The sequence below is a fragment of the Microbacterium sp. Root553 genome, from assembly GCF_001426995.1.
In the GTDB taxonomy this organism is placed as follows: Bacteria; Actinomycetota; Actinomycetes; order Actinomycetales; family Microbacteriaceae; genus Microbacterium.
Genome location: NZ_LMFY01000001.1, coordinates 1,562,166 through 1,587,486, shown reverse-complemented (window position 1 = coordinate 1,587,486; position 25,321 = coordinate 1,562,166). Strand labels below are relative to the sequence as shown.

Annotated in this window: 25 protein-coding genes; 7 read left to right on the top strand and 18 right to left on the bottom strand. The window is 70.7% G+C overall.

What is annotated here, in order from left to right; all coding sequences use genetic code 11:
• Positions 1-181: 181 nt before the first annotated feature.
• From ASD43_RS07350 to ASD43_RS07320, 7 genes are all read right to left on the bottom strand, one after another.
• Positions 182-1,282: a glycerate kinase gene (locus tag ASD43_RS07350; protein WP_056415473.1), complete on the bottom strand. Its 1,101-nt coding sequence runs from the start codon at positions 1,280-1,282 to the stop codon at positions 182-184.
• Complete coding sequence (locus ASD43_RS07345) at positions 1,279-2,337, bottom strand: LacI family DNA-binding transcriptional regulator (RefSeq protein WP_082539444.1); 1,059 nt, start codon at positions 2,335-2,337, stop codon at positions 1,279-1,281. Before ASD43_RS07345 ends, ASD43_RS07350 begins: the two co-directional genes overlap by 4 nt.
• 83 nt (positions 2,338-2,420) lie before the next feature.
• On the bottom strand, positions 2,421-3,179 hold the full coding sequence (locus ASD43_RS07340; protein ID WP_056415469.1) for a sugar phosphate isomerase/epimerase family protein: 759 nt from the start codon (positions 3,177-3,179) through the stop codon (positions 2,421-2,423).
• A gap of 38 nt (positions 3,180-3,217) precedes the next feature.
• Positions 3,218-4,081 carry a sugar phosphate isomerase/epimerase family protein gene (locus ASD43_RS07335; protein ID WP_056415466.1) on the bottom strand — a complete coding sequence of 288 codons (864 nt, stop codon included), beginning with the start codon at positions 4,079-4,081 and terminating at the stop codon, positions 3,218-3,220.
• On the bottom strand, positions 4,078-5,307 hold the full coding sequence (locus ASD43_RS07330; protein ID WP_056415463.1) for a dihydrodipicolinate synthase family protein: 1,230 nt from the start codon (positions 5,305-5,307) through the stop codon (positions 4,078-4,080). The genes ASD43_RS07335 and ASD43_RS07330 overlap by 4 nt, the downstream gene beginning before the upstream one ends.
• Before the next feature lie 2 nt (positions 5,308-5,309).
• Complete coding sequence (locus tag ASD43_RS07325; protein WP_056415460.1) at positions 5,310-6,473, bottom strand: Gfo/Idh/MocA family protein; 1,164 nt, start codon at positions 6,471-6,473, stop codon at positions 5,310-5,312.
• 847 nt (positions 6,474-7,320) lie between these two features.
• Entirely contained in the window at positions 7,321-8,331 is a 1,011-nt protein-coding gene (locus tag ASD43_RS07320; protein WP_056419311.1) for a LacI family DNA-binding transcriptional regulator, read from the bottom strand.
• Between the two features lie 143 nt (positions 8,332-8,474).
• On the opposite strand from ASD43_RS07320, the gene galT reads away from it, so the two are divergent.
• Genes galT through galE form a run of 3 tightly spaced genes read left to right on the top strand, consistent with a single transcriptional unit; the run spans position 8,475 to position 11,914 of the window.
• Positions 8,475-9,719, top strand: coding sequence for a galactose-1-phosphate uridylyltransferase (gene galT / locus ASD43_RS07315; protein ID WP_235564065.1), 1,245 nt, complete (start codon positions 8,475-8,477; stop codon positions 9,717-9,719).
• Complete coding sequence (galK, locus tag ASD43_RS07310; RefSeq protein ID WP_056415458.1) at positions 9,716-10,903, top strand: galactokinase; 1,188 nt, start codon at positions 9,716-9,718, stop codon at positions 10,901-10,903. Before galT ends, galK begins: the two co-directional genes overlap by 4 nt.
• Before the next feature lie 33 nt (positions 10,904-10,936).
• Positions 10,937-11,914, top strand: a complete 978-nt coding sequence (gene galE / locus ASD43_RS07305; RefSeq protein WP_056415455.1) for a UDP-glucose 4-epimerase GalE — start codon at positions 10,937-10,939, stop codon at positions 11,912-11,914.
• A gap of 7 nt (positions 11,915-11,921) precedes the next feature.
• Here the strand turns inward: galE and ASD43_RS07300 are convergent, their stop codons facing one another.
• The 4 genes from ASD43_RS07300 to ASD43_RS07285 form a co-directional block, all read right to left on the bottom strand.
• Entirely contained in the window at positions 11,922-13,247 is a 1,326-nt protein-coding gene (locus ASD43_RS07300) for an MFS transporter (RefSeq protein WP_056419308.1), read from the bottom strand.
• On the bottom strand, positions 13,244-14,152 hold the full coding sequence (locus ASD43_RS07295; protein ID WP_056415453.1) for a polysaccharide deacetylase family protein: 909 nt from the start codon (positions 14,150-14,152) through the stop codon (positions 13,244-13,246). The genes ASD43_RS07300 and ASD43_RS07295 overlap by 4 nt, the downstream gene beginning before the upstream one ends.
• Entirely contained in the window at positions 14,149-15,288 is a 1,140-nt protein-coding gene (locus ASD43_RS07290) for an ROK family transcriptional regulator (protein WP_056415450.1), read from the bottom strand. Before ASD43_RS07290 ends, ASD43_RS07295 begins: the two co-directional genes overlap by 4 nt.
• Before the next feature lie 120 nt (positions 15,289-15,408).
• On the bottom strand, positions 15,409-16,842 hold the full coding sequence (locus tag ASD43_RS07285) for a gamma-aminobutyraldehyde dehydrogenase (protein WP_056419305.1): 1,434 nt from the start codon (positions 16,840-16,842) through the stop codon (positions 15,409-15,411).
• 100 nt (positions 16,843-16,942) lie between these two features.
• Here ASD43_RS07285 and ASD43_RS07280 point away from each other — a divergent pair, with 100 nt between their 5' ends.
• From ASD43_RS07280 to ASD43_RS07270, 3 genes are read left to right on the top strand one after another with little or no spacing between them, the layout of a single operon-like run.
• Positions 16,943-17,410 (top strand): Lrp/AsnC family transcriptional regulator, encoded by a 468-nt coding sequence (locus ASD43_RS07280; protein ID WP_056415446.1) that lies wholly within the window; start codon positions 16,943-16,945, stop codon positions 17,408-17,410.
• Between the two features lie 28 nt (positions 17,411-17,438).
• Positions 17,439-18,845, top strand: a complete 1,407-nt coding sequence (locus ASD43_RS07275) for an NAD(P)/FAD-dependent oxidoreductase (RefSeq protein WP_056415443.1) — start codon at positions 17,439-17,441, stop codon at positions 18,843-18,845.
• A complete protein-coding gene (locus ASD43_RS07270) occupies positions 18,842-19,189 on the top strand; it encodes a cupin domain-containing protein (protein WP_056415440.1) in 348 nt (115 codons plus the stop codon). The genes ASD43_RS07275 and ASD43_RS07270 overlap by 4 nt, the downstream gene beginning before the upstream one ends.
• 52 nt (positions 19,190-19,241) lie before the next feature.
• Here ASD43_RS07270 and ASD43_RS07265 read toward each other — a convergent pair whose 3' ends face one another.
• Together ASD43_RS07265 and ASD43_RS17305 are read right to left on the bottom strand one after the other, a co-directional pair.
• The gene (locus tag ASD43_RS07265) at positions 19,242-19,562 is read right to left on the bottom strand and encodes a TraR/DksA family transcriptional regulator (protein ID WP_056415437.1); all 321 of its coding nucleotides are present in this window, start codon (positions 19,560-19,562) and stop codon (positions 19,242-19,244) included.
• Between the two features lie 98 nt (positions 19,563-19,660).
• On the bottom strand, positions 19,661-19,804 hold the full coding sequence (locus ASD43_RS17305; RefSeq protein WP_162247461.1) for a hypothetical protein: 144 nt from the start codon (positions 19,802-19,804) through the stop codon (positions 19,661-19,663).
• Positions 19,805-20,020: 216 nt separating this feature from the next.
• On the opposite strand from ASD43_RS17305, the gene ASD43_RS17595 reads away from it, so the two are divergent.
• Positions 20,021-20,155 carry a hypothetical protein gene (locus tag ASD43_RS17595; RefSeq protein ID WP_262492044.1) on the top strand — a complete coding sequence of 45 codons (135 nt, stop codon included), beginning with the start codon at positions 20,021-20,023 and terminating at the stop codon, positions 20,153-20,155.
• A gap of 91 nt (positions 20,156-20,246) precedes the next feature.
• Here the strand turns inward: ASD43_RS17595 and ASD43_RS07260 are convergent, their stop codons facing one another.
• The 5 genes from ASD43_RS07260 to ASD43_RS07240 form a co-directional block, all read right to left on the bottom strand.
• Positions 20,247-21,713 (bottom strand): carboxylesterase/lipase family protein, encoded by a 1,467-nt coding sequence (locus ASD43_RS07260; protein WP_056415434.1) that lies wholly within the window; start codon positions 21,711-21,713, stop codon positions 20,247-20,249.
• 34 nt (positions 21,714-21,747) lie between these two features.
• The gene (locus tag ASD43_RS07255; protein ID WP_056415432.1) at positions 21,748-22,362 is read right to left on the bottom strand and encodes a hypothetical protein; all 615 of its coding nucleotides are present in this window, start codon (positions 22,360-22,362) and stop codon (positions 21,748-21,750) included.
• Positions 22,359-23,210 (bottom strand): hypothetical protein, encoded by an 852-nt coding sequence (locus tag ASD43_RS07250; RefSeq protein WP_157550888.1) that lies wholly within the window; start codon positions 23,208-23,210, stop codon positions 22,359-22,361. The genes ASD43_RS07255 and ASD43_RS07250 overlap by 4 nt, the downstream gene beginning before the upstream one ends.
• Positions 23,211-23,288: 78 nt before the next feature.
• On the bottom strand, positions 23,289-24,278 hold the full coding sequence (locus tag ASD43_RS07245) for a DNA-methyltransferase (protein WP_235564063.1): 990 nt from the start codon (positions 24,276-24,278) through the stop codon (positions 23,289-23,291).
• Entirely contained in the window at positions 24,257-25,306 is a 1,050-nt protein-coding gene (locus ASD43_RS07240; protein WP_056415423.1) for a lipoate--protein ligase family protein, read from the bottom strand. The genes ASD43_RS07245 and ASD43_RS07240 overlap by 22 nt, the downstream gene beginning before the upstream one ends.
• Between the last annotated feature and the right edge of the window lie 15 nt (positions 25,307-25,321).

Genomic DNA, 25,321 nt, shown 5'->3' with positions numbered 1-25,321 from the left:
GCACAGCTCGCCGGCGGGGTCGAACTCCACGCGGGGTCAAAAACACACCCCGATAGGCCGATCCCGGTGCGAAAGTGACCCCGCCCGGCATCCGGGGTGCGAAAGTGACCCCGCACGGCATCCGCGATGCGCAGGCGACCCCGCCTGGTGGGCGGATGCGCCCGGATGCGGATGCGCCGGATCAGAGCGAGCGGGCGAGCACGGCACCGGCCTCGCGCAACCACCGCGCAGGTTCGGCGAGCGCGGCGGCGGACGACCCCGCGAGGTCGGTCAACGAGGCGGATGCCGCGAAGACCGCCGTGTCGGCGTCGGCGGTGATGCGTCCGGCAGCGAGCAGAGGCGTCGCCCCGGCTTCGGTCGCGATGCCCGCGATGAACGAGGGCACCTTGCCGTCGCCGGACTGCCCGTCGTACGACCCCTCCCCCGTGATGACCACGTCGGCGTCGGCGATCGCATCCGCCAGTCCGATCAGGTCGGCCACCTCGGCCGCACCGGGAGCGAGGGTCGCCCCCCACACGACGAGTGCTCCCCCGGTTCCGCCGGCCGCTCCCGTGCCGGGCAGAGCCGGATCGAGGCCGAGCAGGGTCGCGAGGCGCGCGAGCGCGGCATCCACTCCGGCGATGTCGTCGGCGGCGAGCCCCTTCTGCGGGCCGAACACGGCAGCGGCTCCGCGATCGCCGGTGAACGGGTTGGTCACGTCGGTGAGCACCCGCACCTCGGGTGCGGCGCGCAGCCCCGACAGATCGACGGAGGCGATGTCGGCGAGTCCCCTCGCGCCGCGGGCGACCGGGCTCCCTCCCTCGTCGAGGAATCGGGCGCCGAGGGCAGTCAGCATCCCGGTGCCGCCGTCTGTCGACGCACTGGACCCGATGCCGACCACCAGGCGCGAGACGCCGTGATCGAGGGCGGCGACGATCGCCTGCCCGAAACCGGTGGTGTCGGCGTCCCAGGGCCGCAGTTCCTCGAGCAGCTCGATCCCTGAGGTCGAGGCCAGATCGACGACGGCGCTGCCGCCGGGCGTCTCGCCGGTGGGCGGCAGCAGCAGCCAGCCCGTGTCGACGACGTGGCCCGTGGGGCCGTCGACCGCGACCGGCATCCTCCGAGCGCCCGGTACGGCAGCCGCGAACGCCGCCACGGTGCCCTCGCCGCCGTCGGCCATCGGCCGGTGCACGAACGTCGCGGAGGGATCGACCGACGCCCACCCCTCGGCGAGGGATGCCGCAGCATCCGCCGCCGTGATCGTGCCCTTGAAGCTGTCGGGCGCGAGGACCACTCGGGTCATCGGGTGAGGCCGGGGGTGCTCGCGCGCACGGTGACCTCGAGCGGCAGCGGCGCCTGCTCCCAGTCGGCGTCGACCGTCGCGCGGAAGGCCTGGTATCCGACCTCGCTGAGCGGCACGCGCACTGTCGTGAGCGCCGGGCTCACGTCGCTGCTGGAGGGCACGTCGTCGAAACCGCACACCGCGATGTCGGAGCCGATCTCGCGTCCTGCGTCGCGGATCGCCGCCATCGCGCCGATGGCCACGACGTCGCTCATGCCGAACACGAGGGTGCCAGGCTCGACGCCCTGCTCGAGGGCGTCGGACATCGCGCGGGCTCCCGACTCCCGTCGGAAGTCGCCCCGGAGCACGCGGTCGAGGCTCCCGCCGCCCGACTCGAAGCCGGCGCGGAAGCCGGCGAGACGCTCGTCGGAGGTCAGCACTCCCTCGGCGGCGCCGATCGCGATCGCCGAACGGTAGCCGAGTGACGCCATGCGCCGGCCGAGGGCTGCGGCGCCCGCGCGGTTGTCGATCTCGACGTGGCGGTTCTCGGCGCTGCCCGCTCCGAAGGTCACGACGCGTCCGCCGAAGCGCGCATACTCGGCGAGCTCACGGGCGGTGTCGGAATCGGTCGGCTCATCGGTGCGGGAGGCGGCGAGGATCAGTCCCTGGGGCCGCTGTCCGCGCAGGGCACGCACGATGCGCGCCTCGCGGGCCGGGTCGCGTTCGGTGATCGCGATCGTCACCACCAGTCCCTGCTCGTCGGCGCCGCGCGCGACTCCTGCGGCGATCAGACCGAAGTACGGGTCGGCGATGTCGGCCACGAGCAGGGCGATCACCGGCGAGCTGCCGCGGGCGGTCGCCTGCGCCGAGGCGTTGGCGGTGTATCCGAGTTCGGCGGCTGCCTGCTCCACACGCTCGCGGAAGGACTCCGCGACCTTGCGCTCCGACCCGTTGAGGACGCGGGATGCCGTCGCGAGCGAGACTCCCGCCTCGCGTGCCACATCGTGCAGGGTCGGCGCCGCCCCTCGGGAGTGGCGCGGCTGACGCGCGCGGGAAGGGCTTTCCTGCTGACTCATGCCCTGAGCATACTGCGGGGCGGGCTCCGCACCGGGGAGCGGACCGGTATCCCGCACCCGCGTGATCGCGGCGATGTCGGCCATCAGTTCGAGAGGTAGGAGCGCAGGGCCGCCGCCTCGCCGGGCAGCAGCGCGGGGTCGTCGTTCGGCACGAACTCGAGCAACGCCTCGCGGGGCGGCCTCGGGGCGGAGAGCGCCTCGGTGAAGAAGCGCGTCCAGAGGGCATCCCGCGCCCGCAACGGACGTCGTTCCTGCGCGGGCCACCACGAGAACACGTGCGCCGCACTGGTGTGCGCGGCGACCGCGCGGTACTCGGCGAGCACATCGTCGACACTCGCCGCGACCGTCGGCTGCCAGTAGGTGCTGAGCGCGGGACTGGCCACCTCGGCGAGCAGGCGCAACGTCGTCGGCGCCGTGTCGGCGAGAGTGCCGGAGTGGAACTCCAGTGCGAGGGCGATGCCGCGTGCATCCGCCTCGTCCACCGCATCCTGCAGTCGGGCAACGGTCGATGCCCAGTGCGCGGGTGACGCCTCTGCCGACCCGCGCTCGCCGGCCCAGACGCGCACCCGATCGACGCCGAGCGCGGCCGCGGTGTCGAGGATCGGCGTGAGCGGTTCGTCCCGCCCGGCGCGGAAGTACGACCCGTACGAGCACGAGGTCAACCCGGCATCCGTCGTCATCTGCGCCACGGCGGCGGCGCGCTCGACATCGCCCGGGGCGACGTGCACGTCGGCGCCCCACTCGATGACCTCGAGTCCGGCCTGCACCGCGAGGTCGATCACCCGTTCTGCGGTCAGCGACCGGAAGGTCACCGAGCACAGGCCAGGTCGGATCCTCGTCATGTGTTCATCCTCTCAAGCGGCGCCGGCGAAAGACTCCGTCACCTCAGGTGGGGCGAGACCGCGGCGCCGAACGCCTCGGCCGTGCGTCGCACGACGTTCTCGGGAGCATCCGCCCAGATGTCGGCGTGGAATATCTCGACCTCGATGTCGCGGTCGTATCCGGTCTCGATCACGGCGCGCGTGAGCGAGCCGAAATCGATCACGCCCTCGCCCGGGTAGTGCCGCGACAGCAGCACATCGGCGGCGAGCGGGGTCTTCCAGTCGCACACCTGGTAGGTCGCGATGCGGCCCTCTCGGCCGGCGCGCGCGATCTGCTCGAGCACCTGCGGATCCCACCAGATGTGGAACGTGTCGACGGCCGCACCCACGACGTGGGCATCGAAGTCGGCGGCGATGTCGAGCGCCTGACCGAGGGTCGAGACGACGGCGCGGTCGGAGGCATACATCGGATGCAGTGGCTCGATCGCCAGCGTCACGCCCGCGGCCTTCGCGTCGGCCGCGAGCACGCCGATCGCATCGCGCACCCGCTCGCGCGCACCGATCAGGTCGCGCGAGCCCGCCGGAAGGCCACCGGCCACCAGCACGAGAACGGCGGTGGATCCGTCGGCCCCCGCGGCGGCGAGGGTCGCGGTCTCCTCGATCGCACGGCGGTTGTCGTCGAGGGCGGCGACGCGTTCCGGGCCGTCCGGCAGCGTGAAGAACCCGCCGCGGCAGTGGGTCGTGAAGCGCAGCCCCGAGTCGGCGAGCATGCGCGCGGCGACCTCGAGTCCGACCTCGTTCACGGGTTCGCGCCACAGACCGATCGCCTGGATGCCGGCATCCGCGGTCACCCGCAGTGCGGTCGCCAGGTCGGCGTGTTTGATGGTGGCCTGGTTGATCGACAGGCGAGGATCGACGGTCACCGTGCCACGCTCCCGGTGTCGACGCCGTTCAGGCGCAGCATCCCGTGCCAGCGCTCACGTGCGAGTTCGGGATTCTCCAACGCCAGCGAGGCGTTCGCGAGCTCGACGATGCGGCTCAGGTGCGGCAGGCTCCGTGCGGAATGCAGGCCGCCGACCATCTGGAACGCGGGCTGATGCCCGTTCAGCCAGGCGAGGAACGCGACACCCGTCTTGTAGTAGAAGGTCGGGGCCGCGAACACCTGACGGCTCAGTTCTTCGGTCGGCCCGAGGATCTCGAGGTAGCGTGCGGGGTCTCCGGCATCCAGCGCCTGGATCGCGGCGGACGCCACCGGCGTGATCGCCGCGAACGCGCCGAGCAGCGCGTCGGAGTGCCCCTCGCCCTGCCCCACCGTGTCACCGCCGATCAGGCCGACGTAGTTGAAGTCGTCGCCTGTGAACATGCGCACGCCCCGCGTCGAGTCCTGAGAGTGCAGGCGCTCGCGCACCGATATCTCGGACTCGGCGTTCAACAGGCTCATCTTCACGCCCGCGACCTTGTCGGGGTTCTCGGCGATGATATCGAGCAGCACAGCGGATGCCGCCTGCCAGTCATCCGGAGCGCCACCCAGACTCGACGAAGACGAAGTGAAGTAGCCCGCGAGCTCGGGGTCGAAGGCCGGGCCGAGCCAGTGCAGCACCACCGGCACCGTGGCCGACTGCAGCACCGACCGGTAGACCCGGCGATAGTCGTCGGCGTTCTCGGCCACCCTGGCGAGGTGGCGGGAGGCCATCAGCACGGGGCCGGCCCCCTGCTCCTCGGTGAAGTGCAGCTGTGCGGTGTAGGCGTCGATGACCTGGTCGAGCGAGATGTGCGACTCGGCGATGTGGTCGGTGTTGACGCCGACCACGACCGAGCCGCCCTCCTCGCGGGCGACCTCGGCGCTGCGAGCGATGAGCTCTCGGGTCGCAGCGGCATCCAGCCCCATGTTCCGCTGCGCGGTATCCATGGCGTCTGCGACGCCGAGGCCCCAGGAGTACACGTTGCGACGGAATGCGAGGGTCGAATCCCAGTCGATGTCGGCGGGCTGACCCGGTGTGTTGTCGGCATGCACCTTCGGGACGACGTGCGCGGCGGCGTAGGCGACGCGGCTCTGCAGCGGGGCGGCGGGTCGCGTGTACCCGCCGCCCTCGCGCAGCTCGGCATCCGTCGCCGCACCCGCGGCGTCGAGAAGTCGGAGAGTGCTCATGCTCAGCCCAGCGCGAGCGGCGAGAGAGCGATCTTGCGACCCTCGGCGCTGGAGGTCAGACCGGCCTCGGCGAACTGCACGCCCCGCGCGCCCGAGAGCAGGTCGAACGGGTACGTCGTGCCCTCGACGAACGAGACGAGGTACTCCTCCCACTGCTGACGGAATCCGTTGAGGAACACGTCGTTGGTGGGGATCTCCTGCCAGTCGGCGTCGTAGTCGTGCGAGTCCTCGAGGTCGGGGTTCCACACGGGCTTCGGCGTGGCGTTGCGGGGCTGGATCTTCGCGCCGAAGAGTCCGACGACCGCGGATCCGTGGGTGCCGTCGACCTGGAACTCGACGAGCTCGTCGCGGTTGACGCGCACGGTCCAGCTGGAATTGATCTCGGCGACGATCCCGCCCTCGATCTCGAAGATGCCGTAGGCGGCATCTTCGGCGGTGGCGGTGTAGTGCTCGCCGTGCTCGTCCCAGCGGTCCGCGATGTGCACCGCGGCCTGGGCGTACACGCTCTTGACCTCGCCGAAGAGGTTCTCGAGCACGTAGTTCCAGTGCGGGAACATGTCGACGATGATGCCGCCGCCGTCTTCGGTGCGGTAGTTCCAGCTCGGGCGCTGCGCGGGCTGCCAGTCGCCCTCGAACACCCAGTAGCCGAACTCGCCGCGCACAGACAGGATGCGGCCGAAGAAACCGGAGTCGATGAGGCGCTTGAGCTTCTGCAGACCCGGGAGGTAGAGCTTGTCGTGCACGACGCCGGTCTTGACGCCGGCGGCATCCGCGAGGCGCGCGAGCTCGAGGGCCTCGTCGAGCGACTCGGCCGTGGGCTTCTCGGTGTAGATCGCCTTGCCTGCCGCGATCGCCTTGCGCAGCGCCGACGCGCGCGCTTTCGTCACGAGGAAGTCGGCGTAGATCTCCCACTTCGGATCGGCCAGCGCTGCGTCGAGGTCGGTCGTGTAGTCCTCGATGCCGTGCTTCGCGGCGAGCTCGGCGAGCTTCGCCTCGTTGCGGCCGACGAGGATCGGCTTCACCGTGATGCGGGATCCGTCGGGCAGCTCGATGCCGCCCCCGTCACGGATCGCGAGGATCGACCGCACCAGGTGCTGCCGGTAGCCCATGCGCCCGGAGACGCCGTTCATGATGATCCCGATCTCGCGGGTCGTCGCCTGTGACATTGCTGATCCGTTCTCTCTATCTCCGTCGCCCGCGTCCTCCGCATGGAGGCCGCGCGGGTAAGCGCTTTCCGACAGCATGCCATGCCGTGGGGCCGGATGCAAGGACCGGTGGAAAACGCTCTCCTTCAGCGCGCCCCGCGCCGGAGATCCGCACGGGGCGAAAAGCATGCGCTCGCGAGGCGCGCGGGTGCTCGGCGTGCGCGGCAGGCGGGGCCACTTGCGCATCCGTCGCTCCCGGCGGGGCCACTTACGCATCCCGCGCGCCAGACGGGGCCACTTGCGCATCCACCACGCCAGACGGGGCCACTTGCGCATCCGAAACTGCCGTTACCGATGCCGAACTGACCCCGACCACAGGCCCGGTGCACTTTTGACCCCGCACCGCGGCAGCTACAGACGCGGCGGCGACAGACGCGCGGCGACGGATGCAGGGGATCGGGTGCGGAAGAACGGGCACATCCGCCACGCCAGACGGGGCCACTTGCGCATCTCGCGCGCCAGACGGGGCCACTTACGCATCCGAAACCACCGCTTCCGATGCCGAACTGACCCCGACCACAGGCCCAGTGCGCTTTCGACCCCGCACAGCCACGGCGACGGATGCAGGCGATCCGGCGCGGGAGAACGGGCGCATCCGCCACGCCAGGCGGGGCCACTTACGCATCCCGCCCTCCAGGCGGGGCCACCTACGCATCCAAAACCGCCGCTCTCGATGCCGAACTGACCCCGACCACAGGCCCGGTGCGCTTTTGACCCCGCACCGCCACGGCGACAGACGCGGCGGCGGCGACAGACGCGGCGGCGACACCGACAGACGCGGGGAACGGATGCGGGCGCCGCGACCGGATCAGCGGGTGCTGGCGCGCTCGACCAGGAGGGTCGGCACGACAGCGGATGCCTCAGCCCCGGGCGTCCCCTCGATCTCTGCGACGAGCAGGCCGACGGCGCGGTGCGCGAGGGCCGGGAAGTCCTGCCGGATCGTCGTCAGCGGCGGGCGGTAGTTCGCGGCATCCGGCACATCGTCGAAGCCGATCACGCTGACGTCCTCCGGCACCCGACGCCCGGCGTCGGCGAGCGCCCGCAGCAGCCCCAGCGCCATCTGGTCGTTGGCGCAGAAGACGGCGGATGCCGCGAGCAGCGCCTCGCCCGCGAGAAAGCCTGCCTCCGCCGTCCAGTCGCCGCGCACGATCGGCGGCGGCTCGATGCCCGCGGCGACGAGGGTCTCACGCCAGCCCCGCTCGCGCTCGCCGGCGGCGAACGAGTCGGCCGGGCCCGCGAGGTGGTGCACGGTCGCGTGCCCGCGCTCCAGAAGATGCGCGGTCGCCGCAGCAGCCCCGCCGACATGGTCGCTGTGCACGACGACGAGATCGGCCGTGGCCGGGGCATCGACCACGACGAGCCGGAGACCTGCAGGCCTTTCGGCGGCAGGCACCAGGGCCGAGGCCTCGTTGAGCACGATCGCGCCGTCGACCTCCTGTTCCGAGAGGCGTTCGAACGCGTCGGCTACGGTGTCGCCGGAGCCGCTGCCGCTCGCAGGGGCGCCGTCGCGTTCTGCGGTGGTCGACGCGCTGTCACCGGCCGTCACGAGCGTGAGCGCGTATCCGCGTTCGGCGGCCGCCTCGGCGGTGGCCTGCAGCATCCGCGAGTTGCCGACCGTGGCGAGCGTGGTGACGACGAGACCGATGGTCTGCGAGCGCCCGGTGCGCAGCGCGCGCGCCGCACGATGGGGCCGATATCCGAGCTCGGCCATCGCGGTCTCGACACGCTCACGTGTGGCGGGATCGACCCGCGGACTGTCGTTGACGACGCGCGAGACGGTCTGACCGGACACGCCCGCGCGAGACGCGACCATCGCCATCGAGACGCGCCCCGATGCGGGGCGGCGCCGGCGGCGAGCATCCGGCGCGCGCAGCGGGTCGTCGTCCATCCCGCTCACCCCCGCCTCGCGTTCACAACTCAGCAGTGTTGACGTTACCACGGCCCTGTGCGTAGCATGTTTACGTGAACACGCACGAATTGCCTGAGTTGCGAACCGAGTCCCTCTCCGCGGGGATCACCAAGCGCGCGACGACCCTCGCCGACGGCCGCGAACTGATCTACTTCGACGACCCCGACACGACGCTCGGTGCCGAGCGCGCTGTCGACTCCCGCACGCTCGACCCGCGCGGCGCCACCGCCACGATGCGCCTCGACGTGCTGACCGGAGACTGGATCACGGTCGCCGCGAACCGTCAGAACCGCGTCATGATGCCCAGCGCCGACGCCGACCCGCTGGCACCGCAGACTGCGACGAACCCGTCGGAGGTGCCGTCGATGTACGACGTCGCCGTGTTCGAGAACCGCTCCCCCGCGTTCGGCCCCGCGCTGGCCGAGGCGATCGGCTCAGCCCCCGAGGCATCCAACGCTCCGCGTGGCCTCGACGATCTCGCGGCCCTCGGACTCGGGCGCACGCGCACCTCGGTCGGTCGGTGCGAGGTCGTGTGCTTCAGCCCCGAGCACACCGGATCCTTCGGCACGCAGTCCGTCACCCGCGCGCGCACGGTCATCGAGGCCTGGGCCGACCGCACCGCCGCCCTCTCGCAGCTCCCCGGCATCGAGCAGATCTTCCCGTTCGAGAACCGCGGTGAGGCGATCGGCGTCACGCTGCCGCATCCGCACGGTCAGATCTACGCCTACCCGTACGTCACACCCCGCACCACGAGAGTGCTCGACTCGATCGACCGCACCGCCCCCGACCTGTTCCAGCACATCCTCGAGTCCGAGCAGGCCTCGGAGCGGGTCGTGTTCCGCGGCGAGCACTGGACCGCCTTCGTGCCCTTCGCCGCGCGGTGGCCTCTCGAGGTGCACCTGATGCCGCACCGCCACGTCCCGGACTTCGCCGAGACGACCGAGGCCGAGCGCGACGAGCTCGCGCCCCTCTACCTGCGCCTGCTGCGTGGCGTCGATGCGCTCTACGACACCCCGACCCCGTACATCGCCGCGTGGCACCAGGCCCCCGTCCACGTGGGGCGCGACAGCGTGCGCCTGCACCTGCAGCTGACCAGCCCCCGCCGCGCCGCCGACAAGCTCAAGTTCCTCGCCGGATCCGAGGCCGCGATGTGGGCGTGGGCCGCCGAGGTCACCCCCGAGCAGGGCGCCGCCCGCATCCGCGAGGCGATCGCGAAGGCCGACGCCGCCCACGGCGACGAACCGCGCACAGCAGACACCGCACGCACCGCAGACACCGCAGACGAGGCCTCCGCATGACCACCACGACCGCCGCGCAGGCGACCGCCCTGTTCACCGACCTCACCGGCCGCACTCCCGACGGCGTCTGGTCGGCTCCGGGGCGCGTGAACCTGATCGGCGAGCACACCGACTACAACGACGGTTTCGTGCTGCCGTTCGCGATCCCCCACCGCACCTACGCGGCCGTCGGGGTCCGTGACGACGGCCTGGGTCGCGTGCGCGTCGCATCCACGTTCGCCGACGAGCCGGTCGAGGTCGCCCTCGACGAGCTCGACGACCTGTTCCCCACCCCGTCCGGCACCGCCCCGCGCGTGCCCGAATGGGCCGCATATCCTCTGGGCGTCGCCTGGGCGCTGCGTCAGGCCGGTGCGGAAGGCCGCGGACTCGACATCGCGATCACCTCCGACGTCCCCGTGGGCGCAGGGCTCTCCTCGTCCGCCGCGATCGAGGGTGCGACGGCATCCGCCCTGAACGACCTCTGGGATGCCGGACTCGACCGCATCGCCCTCGCCCGCGTCGGTCGCAAGGCCGAGAACGAGGCCGTGGGCGCCCCGACGGGCATCATGGATCAGATGGCCTCGATGCTCGGTGAGCCCGACGCCGCCATCTTCCTCGACTGCCGCTCGCTCGACGCGGTGCTCGTGCCCGTCGGGATCGCCGAGGCCGGTCTTGCGATCCTCGTGATGGACACGCGCGTCAAGCACGCCCACTCCACGGGCGGCTACGGCGAGCGCCGCGCCGCGTGCGAGCGGGGAGCCGCCATCATGGGCGTGCCGAGCCTGCGAGATGTCGCGGTCGGCGACCTGCCGCGTGCCGAGGAGCTCATGGACGACGTGACGTTCCGCCGCGTGCGGCACGTGGTCACCGAGAACCAGCGCGTGCTCGACACCGTCCGCGTGCTGCGCGAAGACGGTGCCCGTGCGATCGGCGACCTGCTCGTGGCCTCGCACGCCTCGATGCGCGATGACTTCGAGATCTCGGTGCCCGAGCTCGACACCGCGGTCGAGGCAGCCCTCGCCGCCGGCGCGATCGGCGCACGCATGACCGGCGGCGGTTTCGGCGGCGCCGCGATCGCGCTGATCGAGCAGGATGCCGTGCAGCAGGTGACGGATGCCGTGAACGCCGCGTTCGCCGCATCCGGGTTCACCGCCCCCGTGATCTTCACCGTCACGCCGGCGGCGGGCGCGCACCGCGACTCCTGAGATACTGAACACTTCCCCACCCTGAGGAGCACCATGTCCTGGATCGTGACCGGCGGCGCCGGCTACATCGGCTCGCACGTCGTTCGCGCACTGGCGGATGCCGGGCTCACACCCGTCATCCTCGACGACCTCTCGAGCGGGGTCGCCTCGTTCGTTCCCGAGGGCGTGGCCTTCGTGCAGGGCAGCATCCTCGATCGCGCGCTCGTCGTGAAGACGCTGCGCGATCACGACGCCGAGGGCGTCATCCACGTCGCGGGATACAAGTACGCCGGCGTCTCGGTGCAGCGGCCGCTGCACACCTACGCGCAGAACGTCGAGGGCACCCGCGTGATCCTCGAGGCGATGGATGCCGCGGGCGTCGCGAACATCGTGTTCTCCTCGTCGGCCGCCGTGTTCGGCACGCCCGATACGGCGCTCGTCGTCGAAGACACCGCCAAGAGGCCGGCGAGCCCGTACGGCGAGTCGAAGCTCATCGGGGAGTGGCTGCTGCGCGATCAGGCGATCGCGACCGCCGACTCCGACGCCCCGCTGCGTCACACCTCTCTGCGGTACTTCAACGTCGTCGGGTCCGCCGATCCGACCGTCTACGACGTGAGCCCGCACAACCTCTTCCCGATCGTGTTCGAGAAACTGATCGCGGGCGAGACTCCGCGCATCAACGGCGACGACTACGACACCGAGGACGGCACGAACGTGCGCGACTACGTGCACGTCGGCGACATCGCCGCCGCGCACGTCGCGGCTGCGAAGCGTCTCGCCGGCGGCGAGCCGATCGAGGCCGCGTACAACCTCGGCTCGGGCGACGGCCTCAGCGTGAAGCAGATCATGGACGCGGTCGCCCGCGTCACCGGCATCGACTTCACCCCCGAGATCGGCCCCCGGCGCCCGGGAGACCCCGACCGCATCGTCGCCACCGGCGAGCTCGCTGCCCGCGACCTCGACTGGAAGATGCGGTACACGGTCGACGAGATGGTGCGCACCGGCTGGGAGGCGCGTCAGGCCGCGTCCTGACGTCGGATCAGAGGTCGCGCGTGCGGATGGGGTAGAGCCAGAAGCACAGCCACGCCAGCGCGGCGAAGACGAGCGGGATCACCGCGACCATCACGCGGATCCCGCCGTCGACGGCCTCGGGCTGCGCATCGCCGAGCGACGCGTCGAACCCCGACGAGGTGAGCACCGCCGCGGCGACGACGGCCTGCAGCACCACCGAACCGCGCACGACGAAGCCGTTGACCCCGAAGTACGCGCCCTCGCGGCGATGGCCGGTGCGCACCGCATCCTCGTCGATGATCTGGGCGAGCACGACCTCGAGCAGCTGCAGCAGCCCGCCGACCCCGACGCCGACCGCCACCCCGATCAGCGCGGCCGCCGTCACGCTCGAGGGCAGCAGGTAGCCGAGAACTGCGAGGCCGAAGACCGCGACGCTCCACAGCAGCGCCGTGCGCGGTGACGTGCGACGCACGACCGCACTCCACAGCACGATCGACGGGATCGCGGTCACGAAGATCGCCCCCAGCAGCAGGCTCCCCTCGCCCTCGGCGGCACCCAGCGAGTACCGCACGTAGAAGGGGACCGCGGCGAGGATGACGGCGATCGCGGTCTGGATGAACAGCGAACCGAGCACGTACGGCACGAACGCGCGGTTGGCGAACGTGTACCGCAGCTGGTCCCGCCACCGCATCGCCTCGGAGGCCGCCTCGGGCACGTCGCGCTCGAGCATCCCGCCGAGGAACGACACGACGAGCAGCACGAGGCAGACCCCGGCGAGCACGAGAGCCATGCCCGACCAGCCGATCCAGCCGTAGAGCCGGGGCGCCCCGGCCGTTCCCAGCACGATGCCCACGATCGCGAAGATCTGCCGAGGCACATTGCCGCGCGCCCGCTCCTCCGTGGTGCGGAAGATCTCGGGGAACAGCGCCGAGATGTTCAGCACCACCACCACGAACGCGATGTCGTAGACCGCGACGACCACCAGGAACCAGACGATCAGCCCCGCGGCGGGCAGCGGCGGCGGCATCCAGACCAGAGCGAAGGCGACGACGAGCGGGACGATCCCGACACCGATCCACGGGACGCGGCGGCCCCAGGGAGTGCGGATGCGGTCGGACAAGGTGCCGACGAGCGGATTGAGGACGGCGTTGAGGATGCCATGGGCGATCATCGCCGCCGCCACCCAGGTCGGCTCGACACCGAGGTGCGCGACGTAGAAGTAGACGACGAACGCCGAGAACGTCTGCGTCATGAGCTGCGTCGGGAACCCGGAGGCCCCGAACGCGACGGACTGCCTCCTCGTCGGCGCGGAATGCAGGCGTCGGTCGCGCAGTCCCGCGCGCAGCGAGGTCATGGGCGAGGGCTCCGCTGCAGGTCGCGCAGCGCGCGCCATCCGATCCTGACCAGTCCCTCATCGGCGATCGCCTGCAGCACCGCGGGGTCCGACAGCAGACGCAGCTCGTGACCGCGCTTGACGGCACCGAAGTCGACCACCGCGCGCAGCTCGTCGTCGTCGACCATCGGATGCAGGTAGATCTCGGTCACCCCGGCGGGTACTGCACGGAGCAGGGCGATGAAGCCGTCGCGCACCTGCTCGTACGACTCGTCGGGCGCGGCGTCGAACGGATGGCTCCACAGCCGGTCGATGATCTCGACGCCGAGTGCGTCGGCGGCGCCGGCCGCCTCGGTGAGCTTCGCCTGCAGGGCCGCGTCGTCGGCGGTGCCCTCCATGCTGCGCGGCAGCCGGAAGGGCAGACCGTGCTGCGCCGCGAGGGGGAGCACCTGCGCGAGGAAGTCGCGACCGGTGAGCAGTCCGTAGACCGACCCCATGTGGTTGTCGAGGTGAGTGACGTCGACTCCCGCATCCAGCGCGCCCTGCAGCTGGGCGGCGACCTCTGCCGCCACGTCGGCGTCGTCGGCATTCTGCTCGATCGAGAGAGTGTCGGCCGGGAAGCACCCTCCGGCATCGACCAGGCTCGTCTCGGTCCCGGTGAGCGGACGCCACCGGTAGGCGGTCCACTCGCTCGTGAGCACCAGATGCACGCCGACGTCGAGGTCGGTCCGCGCCGCGGCGAAGGCCAGCGCCTCGGGAGCCCACGCGCACGGCATCATCACCGTGGTCGAATCGATGTGCCCGGCGCTGAGCAGTCCGGTGATGGCCGTGTTGGCCGCGTGGCACATCCCGAAGTCGTCGGCGTTGATGATGATGGCGCGGGCGCCCGGTGCGAGGCCGAGGCGATCGGCCAGATCGGAGATCACCGGCGGCTCCGCTCTGATCCGGGAAGAAGGCGGGAGAAGACCGTCGCCCGCAGCGCCGCGGCCGCTTCGCCGACGGCACCGACGAGCGGGGCCTCCGGCCCGAACGACGAGGCGAGGATGCTCAGCGGCAGCCGCGGGGCGAGGTCCTCGGCGGCCCTCGCGGTCGCGTCGACCATCGCGGGATGCGCGGCGGATCCGCTGAGGATGAACGCCTGGGGATCGAGCACGAGCGCGATCGTCCCGGCGATCAGTGTGAGCCGTCGGCCCATCTCGGTCGCCATCGCGAGCGCTCCCCCGTCGCCGTCGCTCGCGGCGTCGAGGTGCTGATCGATCGTCAGCTCGGGGTCGCGCCCGTGAGCGAGGGCGAGATCGCGCACCACGTCGTCGCCGAGCACGGGGGCGCCGATCGGCACCGGGGTCTGCGGCAGGTACATGACCTCGCCCGCCACCCCCGAGAAGCCGCGGTGCAGCCGGCCGTCGATGACGATCCCGGCTCCGAGCCCCTCGTCGAGCAGCAGCAGGGCGAAACTGTCGAGGTCGGCACCGGTGCCCGAAGTCAGCTCGGCGAGAGCGGCCAGATTGACGTCGTTCTCGACACGCACCGGGCACCCGAGCCTGGTGGACAGCGCGTTCTTGAAGGCGCCCCCGTCGGGACCCTGATCGTCACGGATGCCGCCGTCGGCGGTGACGATCCCCGGGATCCCGACGACCGCCAGCTGCACGGTCGCACCCACCGCACGACGGCACGCGTCCACGAGTCCGGCGATGTGATCCACCCGGTCGCCACGGATCGGGAAGGGCGCGTGGTTCTCGGCGCGCACCGCACCGGTGGGATCGACGAGCACGACGTGCGCGGCATGGACGTCGACGTGCACCGCGGCGGCGACCCCGAGCTGCGGATGCAGAGCGACGCGTCCGGCAGCGGGTCCCCGGGTCTCGCGATCCACGCCGGCCGGTGCGACCGCGGTCGCACTCTCGAGCATCCGCAGCACCTGGGTCACCGCGGTGCGCGACAGCCCCGTCTCGGTCATCAGCTCGGTGCGGGTCAGTGGCCCCCGACGCGCGAGCGTCTCGAGGATCGCACGCCCGTTGAGCGTGCGCAGCAGGCCCTGCGGACCTGCGAGCGGTCGTGCCATGGATCCCCCCGGAGTCGGCGTCCGCCCCAGCATGACACATCGCGTCTCACCCGCGCACGCCCGATCACGGGCTCAGGACGACGCTCCGCCGAGACGCCGGATGCGCGACGCGCGACCCGCTCAATCGAGCGCCGACATCACGTGCTTGATGCGCGTGTAGTCGTCGAAGCCGTACTGCGAGAGGTCCTTGCCGTAGCCCGAGTGCTTGAATCCGCCGTGCGGCATGTCCGACACGAACGGGATGTGGGTGTTGATCCACACGCATCCGAAGTCGAGGTCGCGCGAGAAGCGCATCGCACGGGCGTGATCAGTCGTCCACACCGACGACGCCAGCGCGTACGGCACGTCGTTCGCCATCTCGAGTGCCTGCTCTGGTGTCTCGAAGGACTGCACGGTCAGCACGGGTCCGAAGATCTCACCCTGCACCGCCTCGTCGTCCTGGTGCAGCCCCGAGACGATCGTCGCCTCGAAGAAGTACCCCGTGTCGCCCTGTCGCGACCCGCCGGTCTCGATCGAGGCGTGCGCGGGCAGCCGGTCGATGAATCCCTGCACCTGGGCGAGCTGCGCGGCGCTGCTGAGCGGCCCGTAGAGCACGTCCTTCTCGTGAGGACCGCCGGTGCGGGCATCCGTCTTCGCCTTCTCGACGAGCGCCGCGACGAACTCGTCGTGCACCGAGGAGTGGACGAGCACCCGGGTGGCCGCGGTGCAGTCCTGTCCGGCGTTGAAGAAGGCTCCCGTGATGATGCCGGATGCCGCCTTGTCGAGGTCCGCATCGGGGAACACGATCGCCGGCGCCTTGCCACCGAGTTCCAGATGCACGCGCTTGACGTCGTCCGCCGCCGACCGCGCGACCGCCATCCCGGCGCGCACGGACCCGGTGATCGCCACCATCTGCGGCGTCGGATGCTCGACCAGCGCCACCCCGGTGTCGCGGTCGCCGAGCACCACGTTGAGCGTGCCCGCGGGGGTGTGCAGCGCGACGATCTCGGCCAGCAGAAGCGTGGTCAGCGGCGTCGACTCGGCGGGTTTCAGTACGACCGTGTTGCCCGCGGCGAGCGCGGGGGCGATCTTCCACACGGCCATGTTCAGCGGGTAGTTCCACGGGGTGACCTGGCCGATCACACCGATCGGCTCGCGGCGCACGAACGACGTGTGCCCGGCGAGGTACTCCCCCGCGGCGCGCCCCTCGAGGCTGCGCGCGGCACCGGCGAAGAAGCGCAGCTGGTCGATCGACTGCAGGATCTCGTCGTCGACGAGGGTCGCCCTGGGCTTGCCGGTGTCCTTCGACTCCAGGTCGGCGAACTCCTCGGCTCGCGCCTGCATCGCGTCGGCGATGCGGAACAGGGCCAGCTGGCGGTCGGCGGGGGTGGTGTCGCGCCAGATCGGGAACGCCGCAGCGGCCGCGGCATACGCGGCATCGACATCGGAGGTGTCGGAGACGGGCAGCTCGCCGTAGCTCTGCTCGGTCGCGGGGTCGATGAGCGGCATCCGCCCCTGTCCCGAGACGGCCACGTATCGACCGCCGATGAAGTTCTGGAGGAGTTCTGTCGCCATGACCGCCATGCTAGCGACGCGCTTGCGAATACAGAAGAGTCTCTTGATCTGGGCGATGGAATCAGTTGCCAAGGTGCACTCGTCCTGTCAATATCGACACATGAGCGCGACGCCGAAGCAGCCGGTCCTTGATGACATCTCGAAGCGGATCGTCGAGCTGCTGCAGGAGGACGGACGCCGACCGTACGCCGAGATCGGTCGAGAGGTCGGGCTCAGCGAGGCGGCGGCACGCCAGCGGGTGCAGCGGATGACCGAGGCCGGGATCATCCAGATCGTCGCCGTCACCGATCCGATGCAGCTCGGGTTCCACCGCATGTCGATGATCGGCATCCGCGTCACCGGCGATCCGCGGCTGATCGCCGAGGAGCTCACGAAGATCACCGAGCTCGCGTACGTCGTCGTCACGCTCGGCACCTTCGACATCCTCGTCGAGGCGGTGTGCGAGAGCGACGCCGACCTGCTCGACCTCATCGCCACCCGCATCCGCACGATCCCCGGGGTCGCGCACACCGAGAGCCTGCTGTACGCGGGGCTCTACAAGGACCTCTACAACTGGGGCACACGCTGAGGCGCGGGCCCGGAAACCGGGAGTGAGCATGGGAACCACCGTCTTCGAGCGTCGCCTTCCCGCGCCGGTCGCGATCGAGCGGTCGTTGCGCGACACCGTCCTCGACGTGTTCTGGCTCGACGATGTGGAGCGCCCCGAGCACCCCGCCCTGTCGGGCACCGTCACCGCCGACCTCGCGATCGTCGGCGGCGGCTATGCGGGGCTGTGGACCGCCGTCCGCGCCAAGGAGCGCGACCCCGATCGCCGTGTGGTGCTGCTCGAGGCCTCGCGCATCGCGTGGGCCGCCTCCGGTCGCAACGGCGGCTTCTGCGAGGCGAGCCTCACCCACGGACACGAGAACGGCCTGACGCGCTGGCCCGACGAGATCGACCGCCTCGAGGAGCTCGGACGCGAGAACCTCGACGGCATCGAGCAGACCGTGTCGCGCTACTCCCTCGACGTGGACTTCGAGCGCACCGGCCAGCTCGCGGTGGCCGTCGAACCGCACCAGGTCGAGTGGCTGCGCGAGGAGGAGGGCTTCCTCGACCGCGACGCCGTGCAGGCCGAGGTGCACTCCGACACGTTCCTCGCCGGCGCCTGGGATCGCGAGGGCTCCGCCCTCGTGCACCCCGCCAAGCTCGGACTCGAGCTCGCACGGGTCGCGGTGGAGCTGGGTGTCGAGATCTACGAGCACTCGCTCGTGCGGGCGCTCGAGGGCGACGGCGCGGGCCCCGTCACGCTCGTGACGCGCGGGGGTGGGCGGGTCGTCGCGGATGCCGTCGCGCTCGGCACGAACGTGTTCCCGTCGCTGCTGAAGCGCAACAGGCTCATGACGGTGCCGGTGTACGACTACGTGCTGATGACCGAGCCGCTGACCGATGACCAGCTCGCCTCCATCGGGTGGTCGAACCGCCAGGGCCTCGCCGACAGCGCCAACCAGTTCCACTACTACCGGCTCACAGCCGACAACCGCATCCTCTTCGGAGGCTATGACGCCGTCTACCACTTCGGCGGAAAGGTGCGGCCGGAGTACGAGGACCGCATGGAGAGCCACCGCAAGCTCGCCTCGCACTTCTTCACGACGTTCCCGCAGCTCGAGGGCCTGCGCTTCACACACCGTTGGGCCGGGGCGATCGACTCGTCGAGCCGCTTCTGCGCGTTCTTCGGCACCGCCCGCAGGGGCCGGGTCGCCTACGCCACCGGATTCACCGGTCTGGGCGTCGGCGCCGCGCGGTTCGCCGCGGACGTGATGCTCGACAAGCTGTCGGGCGAGCCGACCGAGCGCACCGAGCTCGCCATGGTGCGCGAGAAGCCGATCCCGTTCCCGCCCGAGCCCCTCGCCTCGATCGGCGTCAATCTCGTGCGCGCGGCGATGGACAGGGCCGATCACAACGAGGGCCGGCGCAACCTGTTCCTCAAGACGCTGGATGCCGTCGGCATGGGATTCGACTCATGAGCACGCTCGCGCCCGGCGAGGCAGTGGATGCCGCGGCACTGCCGCTCGTGCACGCGTCCCTGCCTGCCGATGAGGTGATCCTCGGCCGGCCGACCACCGCCGCGCATGCTCTGGCGACGGTCGGCGCCGTCGAGGTCGGCATCTGGGAGATGACACCGGGCACGGCATCCGACACCGAGGTCGATGAGGTCTTCGTCGTGCTCGCCGGTCACGCCCGGATAGAGTTCGTCGACCCGCCGCTGCCCGCGATCGAGGTGGACGCAGGCTCCGTCGTGCGCCTGGCCGAGGGCCAGCGCACCGTGTGGACCGTCACCGAGACGCTGCGCAAGATCTACATCGCCTGAGGGTGAGGCGGGCGGCGTGCCCCATCGCACGCCGCCCGCCGGACGCTCGGGATCAGGCCGCGTCGACGAGACTCTGGCACTCGATGCAGGCGGACGCCTGGGGCAGCACCTCGAGACGGGCGGGCGCGATCGGCTCTCCGCATCGCCCGCAGAGCCCGTAGGTACCCGCGGCGACCCGTTCCAGCGCATCGGTGAGCTGACGGATCACGGCGCGGTGCGACGCCGCGGTCTGATACGCCACCGGGTCGACGGTCGGGAGCGCGCGCGGTTCGAGCTCGCGCAGAACCGTCTCGCGATCGCGGAGAAGGCTCTCGAGTCGAGAGGCGATCTCCGCGGACGGCGGGAGATCGGCGACGGGAGTGAGATCGGGCATGGCTGCTCCTTGCAGACGGAAGGACGCCGCAGGCGCGGCGTCTCGGGTGGGGTGTCGCAACGGCCGGGATCAGCGGTCGACGCGGTCGCGGCGGGGGATCAGAAGGAGATCGGCAGTCCGCGGAGGGCGATCAGCCGAGGCGGAAGAACCTCGTGCCGGGCACCGGCGATGTCGACCGCTGTCGTCACCACGGAAGCGTCGCGAAGACGCTCACTGCGCGGGAGAACGGTCGATATCGTCATGTGCATCACCATAGCCGGATGCCCGGAAAAAGCAATTCGGTAAAACCCGGACGTGGCGGATCGTGCATTTATCGATGACGCGATGCGTAAATGTCCCGGTGCGGACTGCGGTGCGGAGTGAGGAGAAAATAACCTCGTCAGAGGCGATTTGATTTCCTGCACCGGCGGGCTATGGTCAGAGGACGCACGCCAGCCACGAGGGGAAGCGAGTTTCTCATGTCCGCAAAGACACCACACGTCCGAGGGTCGAAAAAGGCCCCGCAAATGACCATCAAGGAAAAGCGCGCTGCAAAACGCGAAAAGCGTGAGCCGGAGGAATTCCTGAAGCCGCGCAAGGCCGCCGCCCGCTGACCCGACCACCGTTCGATCATGCCGATGGCCGGCCGCACACACCTCCGGGAGCGGCCGGCCATCGGCCGCGGTGCCTCTGCGGCGGAACGCCTCAGATCAGAGCGCGCACAGACGCGTACGCATCGGCGACGTCGCGGGTCTGCACGTCGTAGATCCGCACGGTGCCGGCACCACCCTCGTGCCTCGGCCACCCCGGGTCTGCGGTGGTGACGAACGCGACGGCCGCGCCGTGCAGGTCGTCGGCGAGGGTCTGCGGCGGGTTCGGCCCGGCCAGCGCCTCCATCGACGGCCCGTCGAGGCAGTCGAAGAAGAACGGCACGTCGAGGCAGTGCTCGGCGAAGCCGAAGTGTCCGGACGGCCAGGAGAACCGGTAGAGCCAGGTGGGCGCGTCCGCCCTGTCGGCGGCGATGCGCGGCACGGTGCGGCGGAACATCCGGTCGGTGAGCACACGCCCCGCGAGCCGCGCCTTGCCGAGACGCGCGATGTCGGCGTTCGCCGCGAGATACTCGGCACGGATGCTCCGGGGCAGCCCGAGCCGGTTCAACAGCACCGACTGCGGCACCCACCGCAGCGCTGTCGCGGCCTTGCCCGTGAACGCCATGGTGAACTCATCGTCGGCCGCCCCGATCACGAGTGGCTTGTCGGCGCCGACGCCGGCGCGCAGCGACTCGCGGGTCGACCGTGCGAGAAGGTCTCCATCGATCGCCGGCCCGAGCGGAAGCCCCTCGTCGATCATCGTCGTCATCGACGACGGCCCGAGCTGGGTCGCCTTCTTCTGCAGTGCGAGCAGACGATCCTCCGTCACCGTCGCGAAGCCGGCCACCGTGGGCTCGACGCCGGCCGCAGCGGCGAGCGCCCGCCCGAACGCCTCGGCCCTCGCAGGCGCGACGTCGCCGAGCGCACCCGAGATCGCGTAGACCCCGTGGAACAGGTGCTGTGCCGCCTCCATCCCGAGCAGAGTGAGCACCGCCCCTCCCCCGGCGGACTGCCCGGCGATGGTCACCCGGCCGGGGTCACCCCCGAATGCGGCGATGTTCTGCTGCACCCATTCGAGCGCGAGCAGCCAGTCGCGCACCCCGCGGTTCGACGGGGCATCGGCGATCCACCCGAAGCCGTCGAATCCGAGCCGGTACGAGATCGAGACGGTGACGACGCCATCTCGATTGAAGTTGCGCCCGTCGTACCAGGGGCTCGCGGGAGACCCGGCGAAGTATCCGCCGCCGTGGATCCATACGAGCACCGGGAGACCTGCAGCCGTCGGATCGGGGGTGAAGACGTTGACGTTCAGCGTCGAGTCGCCCTCGACACTCGGCTCGGGAATGAGCGTCACTCCGGGGTCTCCGCGTTGCGCGGTGGCGGCGAACTCGAGCGCATCGAGCACGCCCTCCCACGGCGCCTTCGGCACCGGCGCCTGGAATCGCAGATCGCCGATCGGCGCCTCGGCGAACGGGATGCCGAGGAATGCCGCCGAGCGCGAGGCCCCGCGCCCTCCGGTGGTCGGGCGCCAGCGCCCTCGGACCCGCCCCGCGGCGGTCTGCACGTCGACGTACTCGGTCATGCCCCTCACACTCTCACGGCGGGGGTCCGACAGACTACGGCGCGGGCCGCGCGGCGACGATGATCCTCGGCTCCACGTATCCGGCCTTCTCCAGCTGTGCGGTGATCTCGGCGCTGTACGCGTCGAGGTCACGACCGTCCAGCACACTGATGTCGCCGAACACGGCGGCCGCCTGCACCTGGAACGTCTCGTCGAACTGCACCCCCGGGTCTGCCAGGGTGTCGAGCCACACCTGCACCGCCGCGAAGTAGCGGTCGGCGCGCTCGGGGTCGTACCCCCGCCACTCGAGTGTGGTCGACCCTGCCACGGCTCCCTGCTGCCCGGACCCCTGTTGCGTGTGACTCAGAAGCAGGCGCACCGGCATGGCGCCCAGGGGCGACTCCTCGACGATCGGCAGCGCCTCCTCGATGAACGCTCGCGTCTCGGCATACGACATGTCGCCCAGGCGGGCCTCGAGCACGATCCCGTCGAAGGACGACCTGGCCTGCACGTCGTCGGGGGCGGAGTCGAGCTCGTTCACCGCTTCTGCCACCGGCTCGGCGAAGGATTCCGAACGCTCGTCGGGGGTCGCGTACTGCGGCGCACAGCCCGTCAGCAGCAGCGCGGCGACGGCGGCCGCGGCGGCGATGGCCGCGATCCGCCGGCTCATTCGGCCACTCCGTACAGCGTGGTCTTGGAGTCCTTCGGAAGCGCGGACCTGTTGGTGTGGATCACATTCACGGCGGGGCCGAGCACCCCTCTGTCCGCGAGCACCGCCATGATCTGCGCCGTCTGCTCGGCGGTGAGGTCGGTGTCTCCGACGAGAGAGACCCAGGTCTCGTCGGGAGTGAGGCTCACTCTGGCGCTCGTCAGGCAGTCCAGACTCGCCAGCTCCTCGCTCGGTTCGATCCACGCGTCTCCGAGATCGGCGCGACCCGACTTGTTCGAGATCGAGGCGTGATCGACGGACGCGTACAGCGACGGCGGAGCATCGGAGTAGGGCGGTTCGCTCACGGCCTGCTCGATCGCGCCGTAAGCCTCGGCCAGCGTCTTTCCTGCTTCTCCCTGACCCTCCGAGAACACCGCCAGGGTTCCGGGGCCCGCCCCCTCGGAGGCGGTGACATAACTGACCTCGGTGAAGCCGTCGTCGAGGAATCCCGCCCACAGACGGACGTCGTCCTCGAAGCGGTCGGGGTCGTCGTACGTGGACGTCGTGAACGTCGTGTTCACGTAGGGGTCACCCGGGTACACGGCGACGATCTCGAGGTCGCGCGGGCGGTCCTCGCCCATCCCGTCGACGATGTCGCGCACCGCGAGCGCCGTCGTCACGATCTCGTCCTCCGGCGCATCGGGGTCGATCTGCACGAAGTGCTCGTACGGCGCGACGAGGACGCCGGGAACCTTCTCGACGTCGAGCATCGCCTCGACCGACGCGGGATCCGCGTCGCCCTCCTGCCCTGCACAGCCCACCAGTGTCACCGCGAGCGCGATGACGACCACCCCCCGGATACGTCGCATGCGTCGAGCCTATCCGGCACCCCCGACGCTCCAGGACCGCCGCTTCGGCCGTGCGGCCGGTCGGCGGGCGCCCGCGTGCTACTCGTCGAAGGCTGCGACCTCGGCGTGCGGCATCCGCACGGTCATCACGCGCACGGCTTCGGGGTTGTCGTCGACCAGCACCGCATCCCGCCCGAGCGCCGACGCGACGGCCCCGGTCGTGCCGCTGCCCGCGAAGAGGTCGAGCACGCGGTCTCCCGGTCGGCTCGACGCGCGCACGATGCGCCGAAGGATGCCCTCGGGCTTCTGGGTCGGGTACCCGGTCTTCTCGCGCCCGGTCGTCGGCACGATCGTGTGCCACCACACGTCGGTGGGCAGCTTGCCCCTGGCGGCCTTCTCGGGTGTGACGAGACCCGGTGCCATGTACGGCTCACGGTCGATGTCGTCGGAGTTGAAGACGTACTCGCGCGGGTTCTTCACGTACACGAGGATCGTGTCGTGCTTGGTCGGCCAGCGGCGGCGCGACTTGGCACCGTAGTCGTAGGCCCAGATGAGCTCGTTGAGAAAGCAGTCACGGCCGAACACCGCGTCGAGCATGACCTTGGCGTAGTGCGCCTCGCGGTAGTCGAGATGCAGGTACAGCGTGCCGTCGTCGGCGAGCAGCCGCCACGCCTGCTCGAGCCGCGGCATCAGGAACGCGCCGTAGTCGTCGAAGCGGTCGTCGTAGGCGCGCAGCATCCCGCGGACCCGCTCGTAGGCGTGCCCGTGGAACCCGTACCGCACCTCGGACGGCGGCGTCGCCGGTTCCGTTCTCCGCACGGCCGAGTCTGCCGCGGCATCGGATCCGCGGGATTCCGCGACCGCACCGGCCCCTGCCTCCGACTCCTGCTGAATCGTGACCGAGCGGCGGGCGGTGACCACCTGACGCTCCTGCGTACGACCCGTGTTGAACGGCGGATCGAGGTACACCAGCGTGAACGACGCCGACGGCAGCGACGCGGCGACGGCCAGGTTGTCGCCCTGGATGATCGAGACCGCGCCGGGGGCGTCCGGCCCGGGCTGCGCGGTCACGGAACGCGGTGCAGCCACGCCTCGGTGGCGAACTTCGACTCCACCAGCGCCTCGGCCGCGGCGTACTCGTCGGCCGTGATCTCACCCGTCTCCGCGTCGGTGAGCGAGCGGAAGGTCTCGATGAAGCGCTCGATGATCTCCTCGCGCGTGAGACCGGTCTGCCGACGCAGGGGGTCGACCCGCTTGGCCGCCGACGTGGTGCCCTTGTCGCTGAGCTTCTCACGTCCGATGCGCAGCACCTCGGTCATGATCTGACCGTCGAGGTCGTACGAGAGCGAGGCGTGGTGCAGCACTCCTCCGTTGGCGAGGCGCTTCTGCGCGGCGCCGCCGATCTTGCCCGAGGGGCTCGCGATGTCGTTGAGCGGCTGGTACACCGCGTCGATGCCCACCGAGCGCAGCGCGTGCAGCACCCAGTCGTCGAGGAACGCGTACGAATCGGCGAAGGTCATGCCCTGCACGAGGGATGCCGGCACGTACAGCGAGTACGTGATGATCTGCCCTGCGGGGATGAGCATCGCTCCACCGCCGGAGATGCGACGCACCACGTCGAAACCGTGCCGGGCCGCCCCCTCGGGGTCGACCTCGTTGCGGTACGACTGGAACGAGCCGATCACCACGGCCGATCCGTCCCATTCCCAGATGCGCAGGGTCGGGCGGCGACGGCCCTCGCCGACGCGCGAGGTCAGGACCTCGTCGAGGGCGAGGTTCATCTGGGGCGAGACCGCCTTGTCGTGCACGATCTCCCAGTCGAAGTCGCGCCAGCCCGGGGCCGTCACGAGAGCACGGCGAACCGTGGTGCCGACCGACTCCGGCGTGAAGCCGAGCAGCTGCGCGCCCTCGGGCAGGGCCGCACGCACGGCGGCGGCGATCGTCGAGGCATCCGTCTCGACGGGCAGCCCGTTCACGGCGTCGTTGATCGCGTCGAGCGCGGTGTCCGGTTCGAGGAAGAAGTCACCCGCCAGGCGGAACTCCGCGATCCTGCCGTCGTCGACCTCGAGGTCGACGACGACGAGCTTGCCCCCTGGGACCTTGTATTCTCCGTGCACGAGTACAGCTTAAGG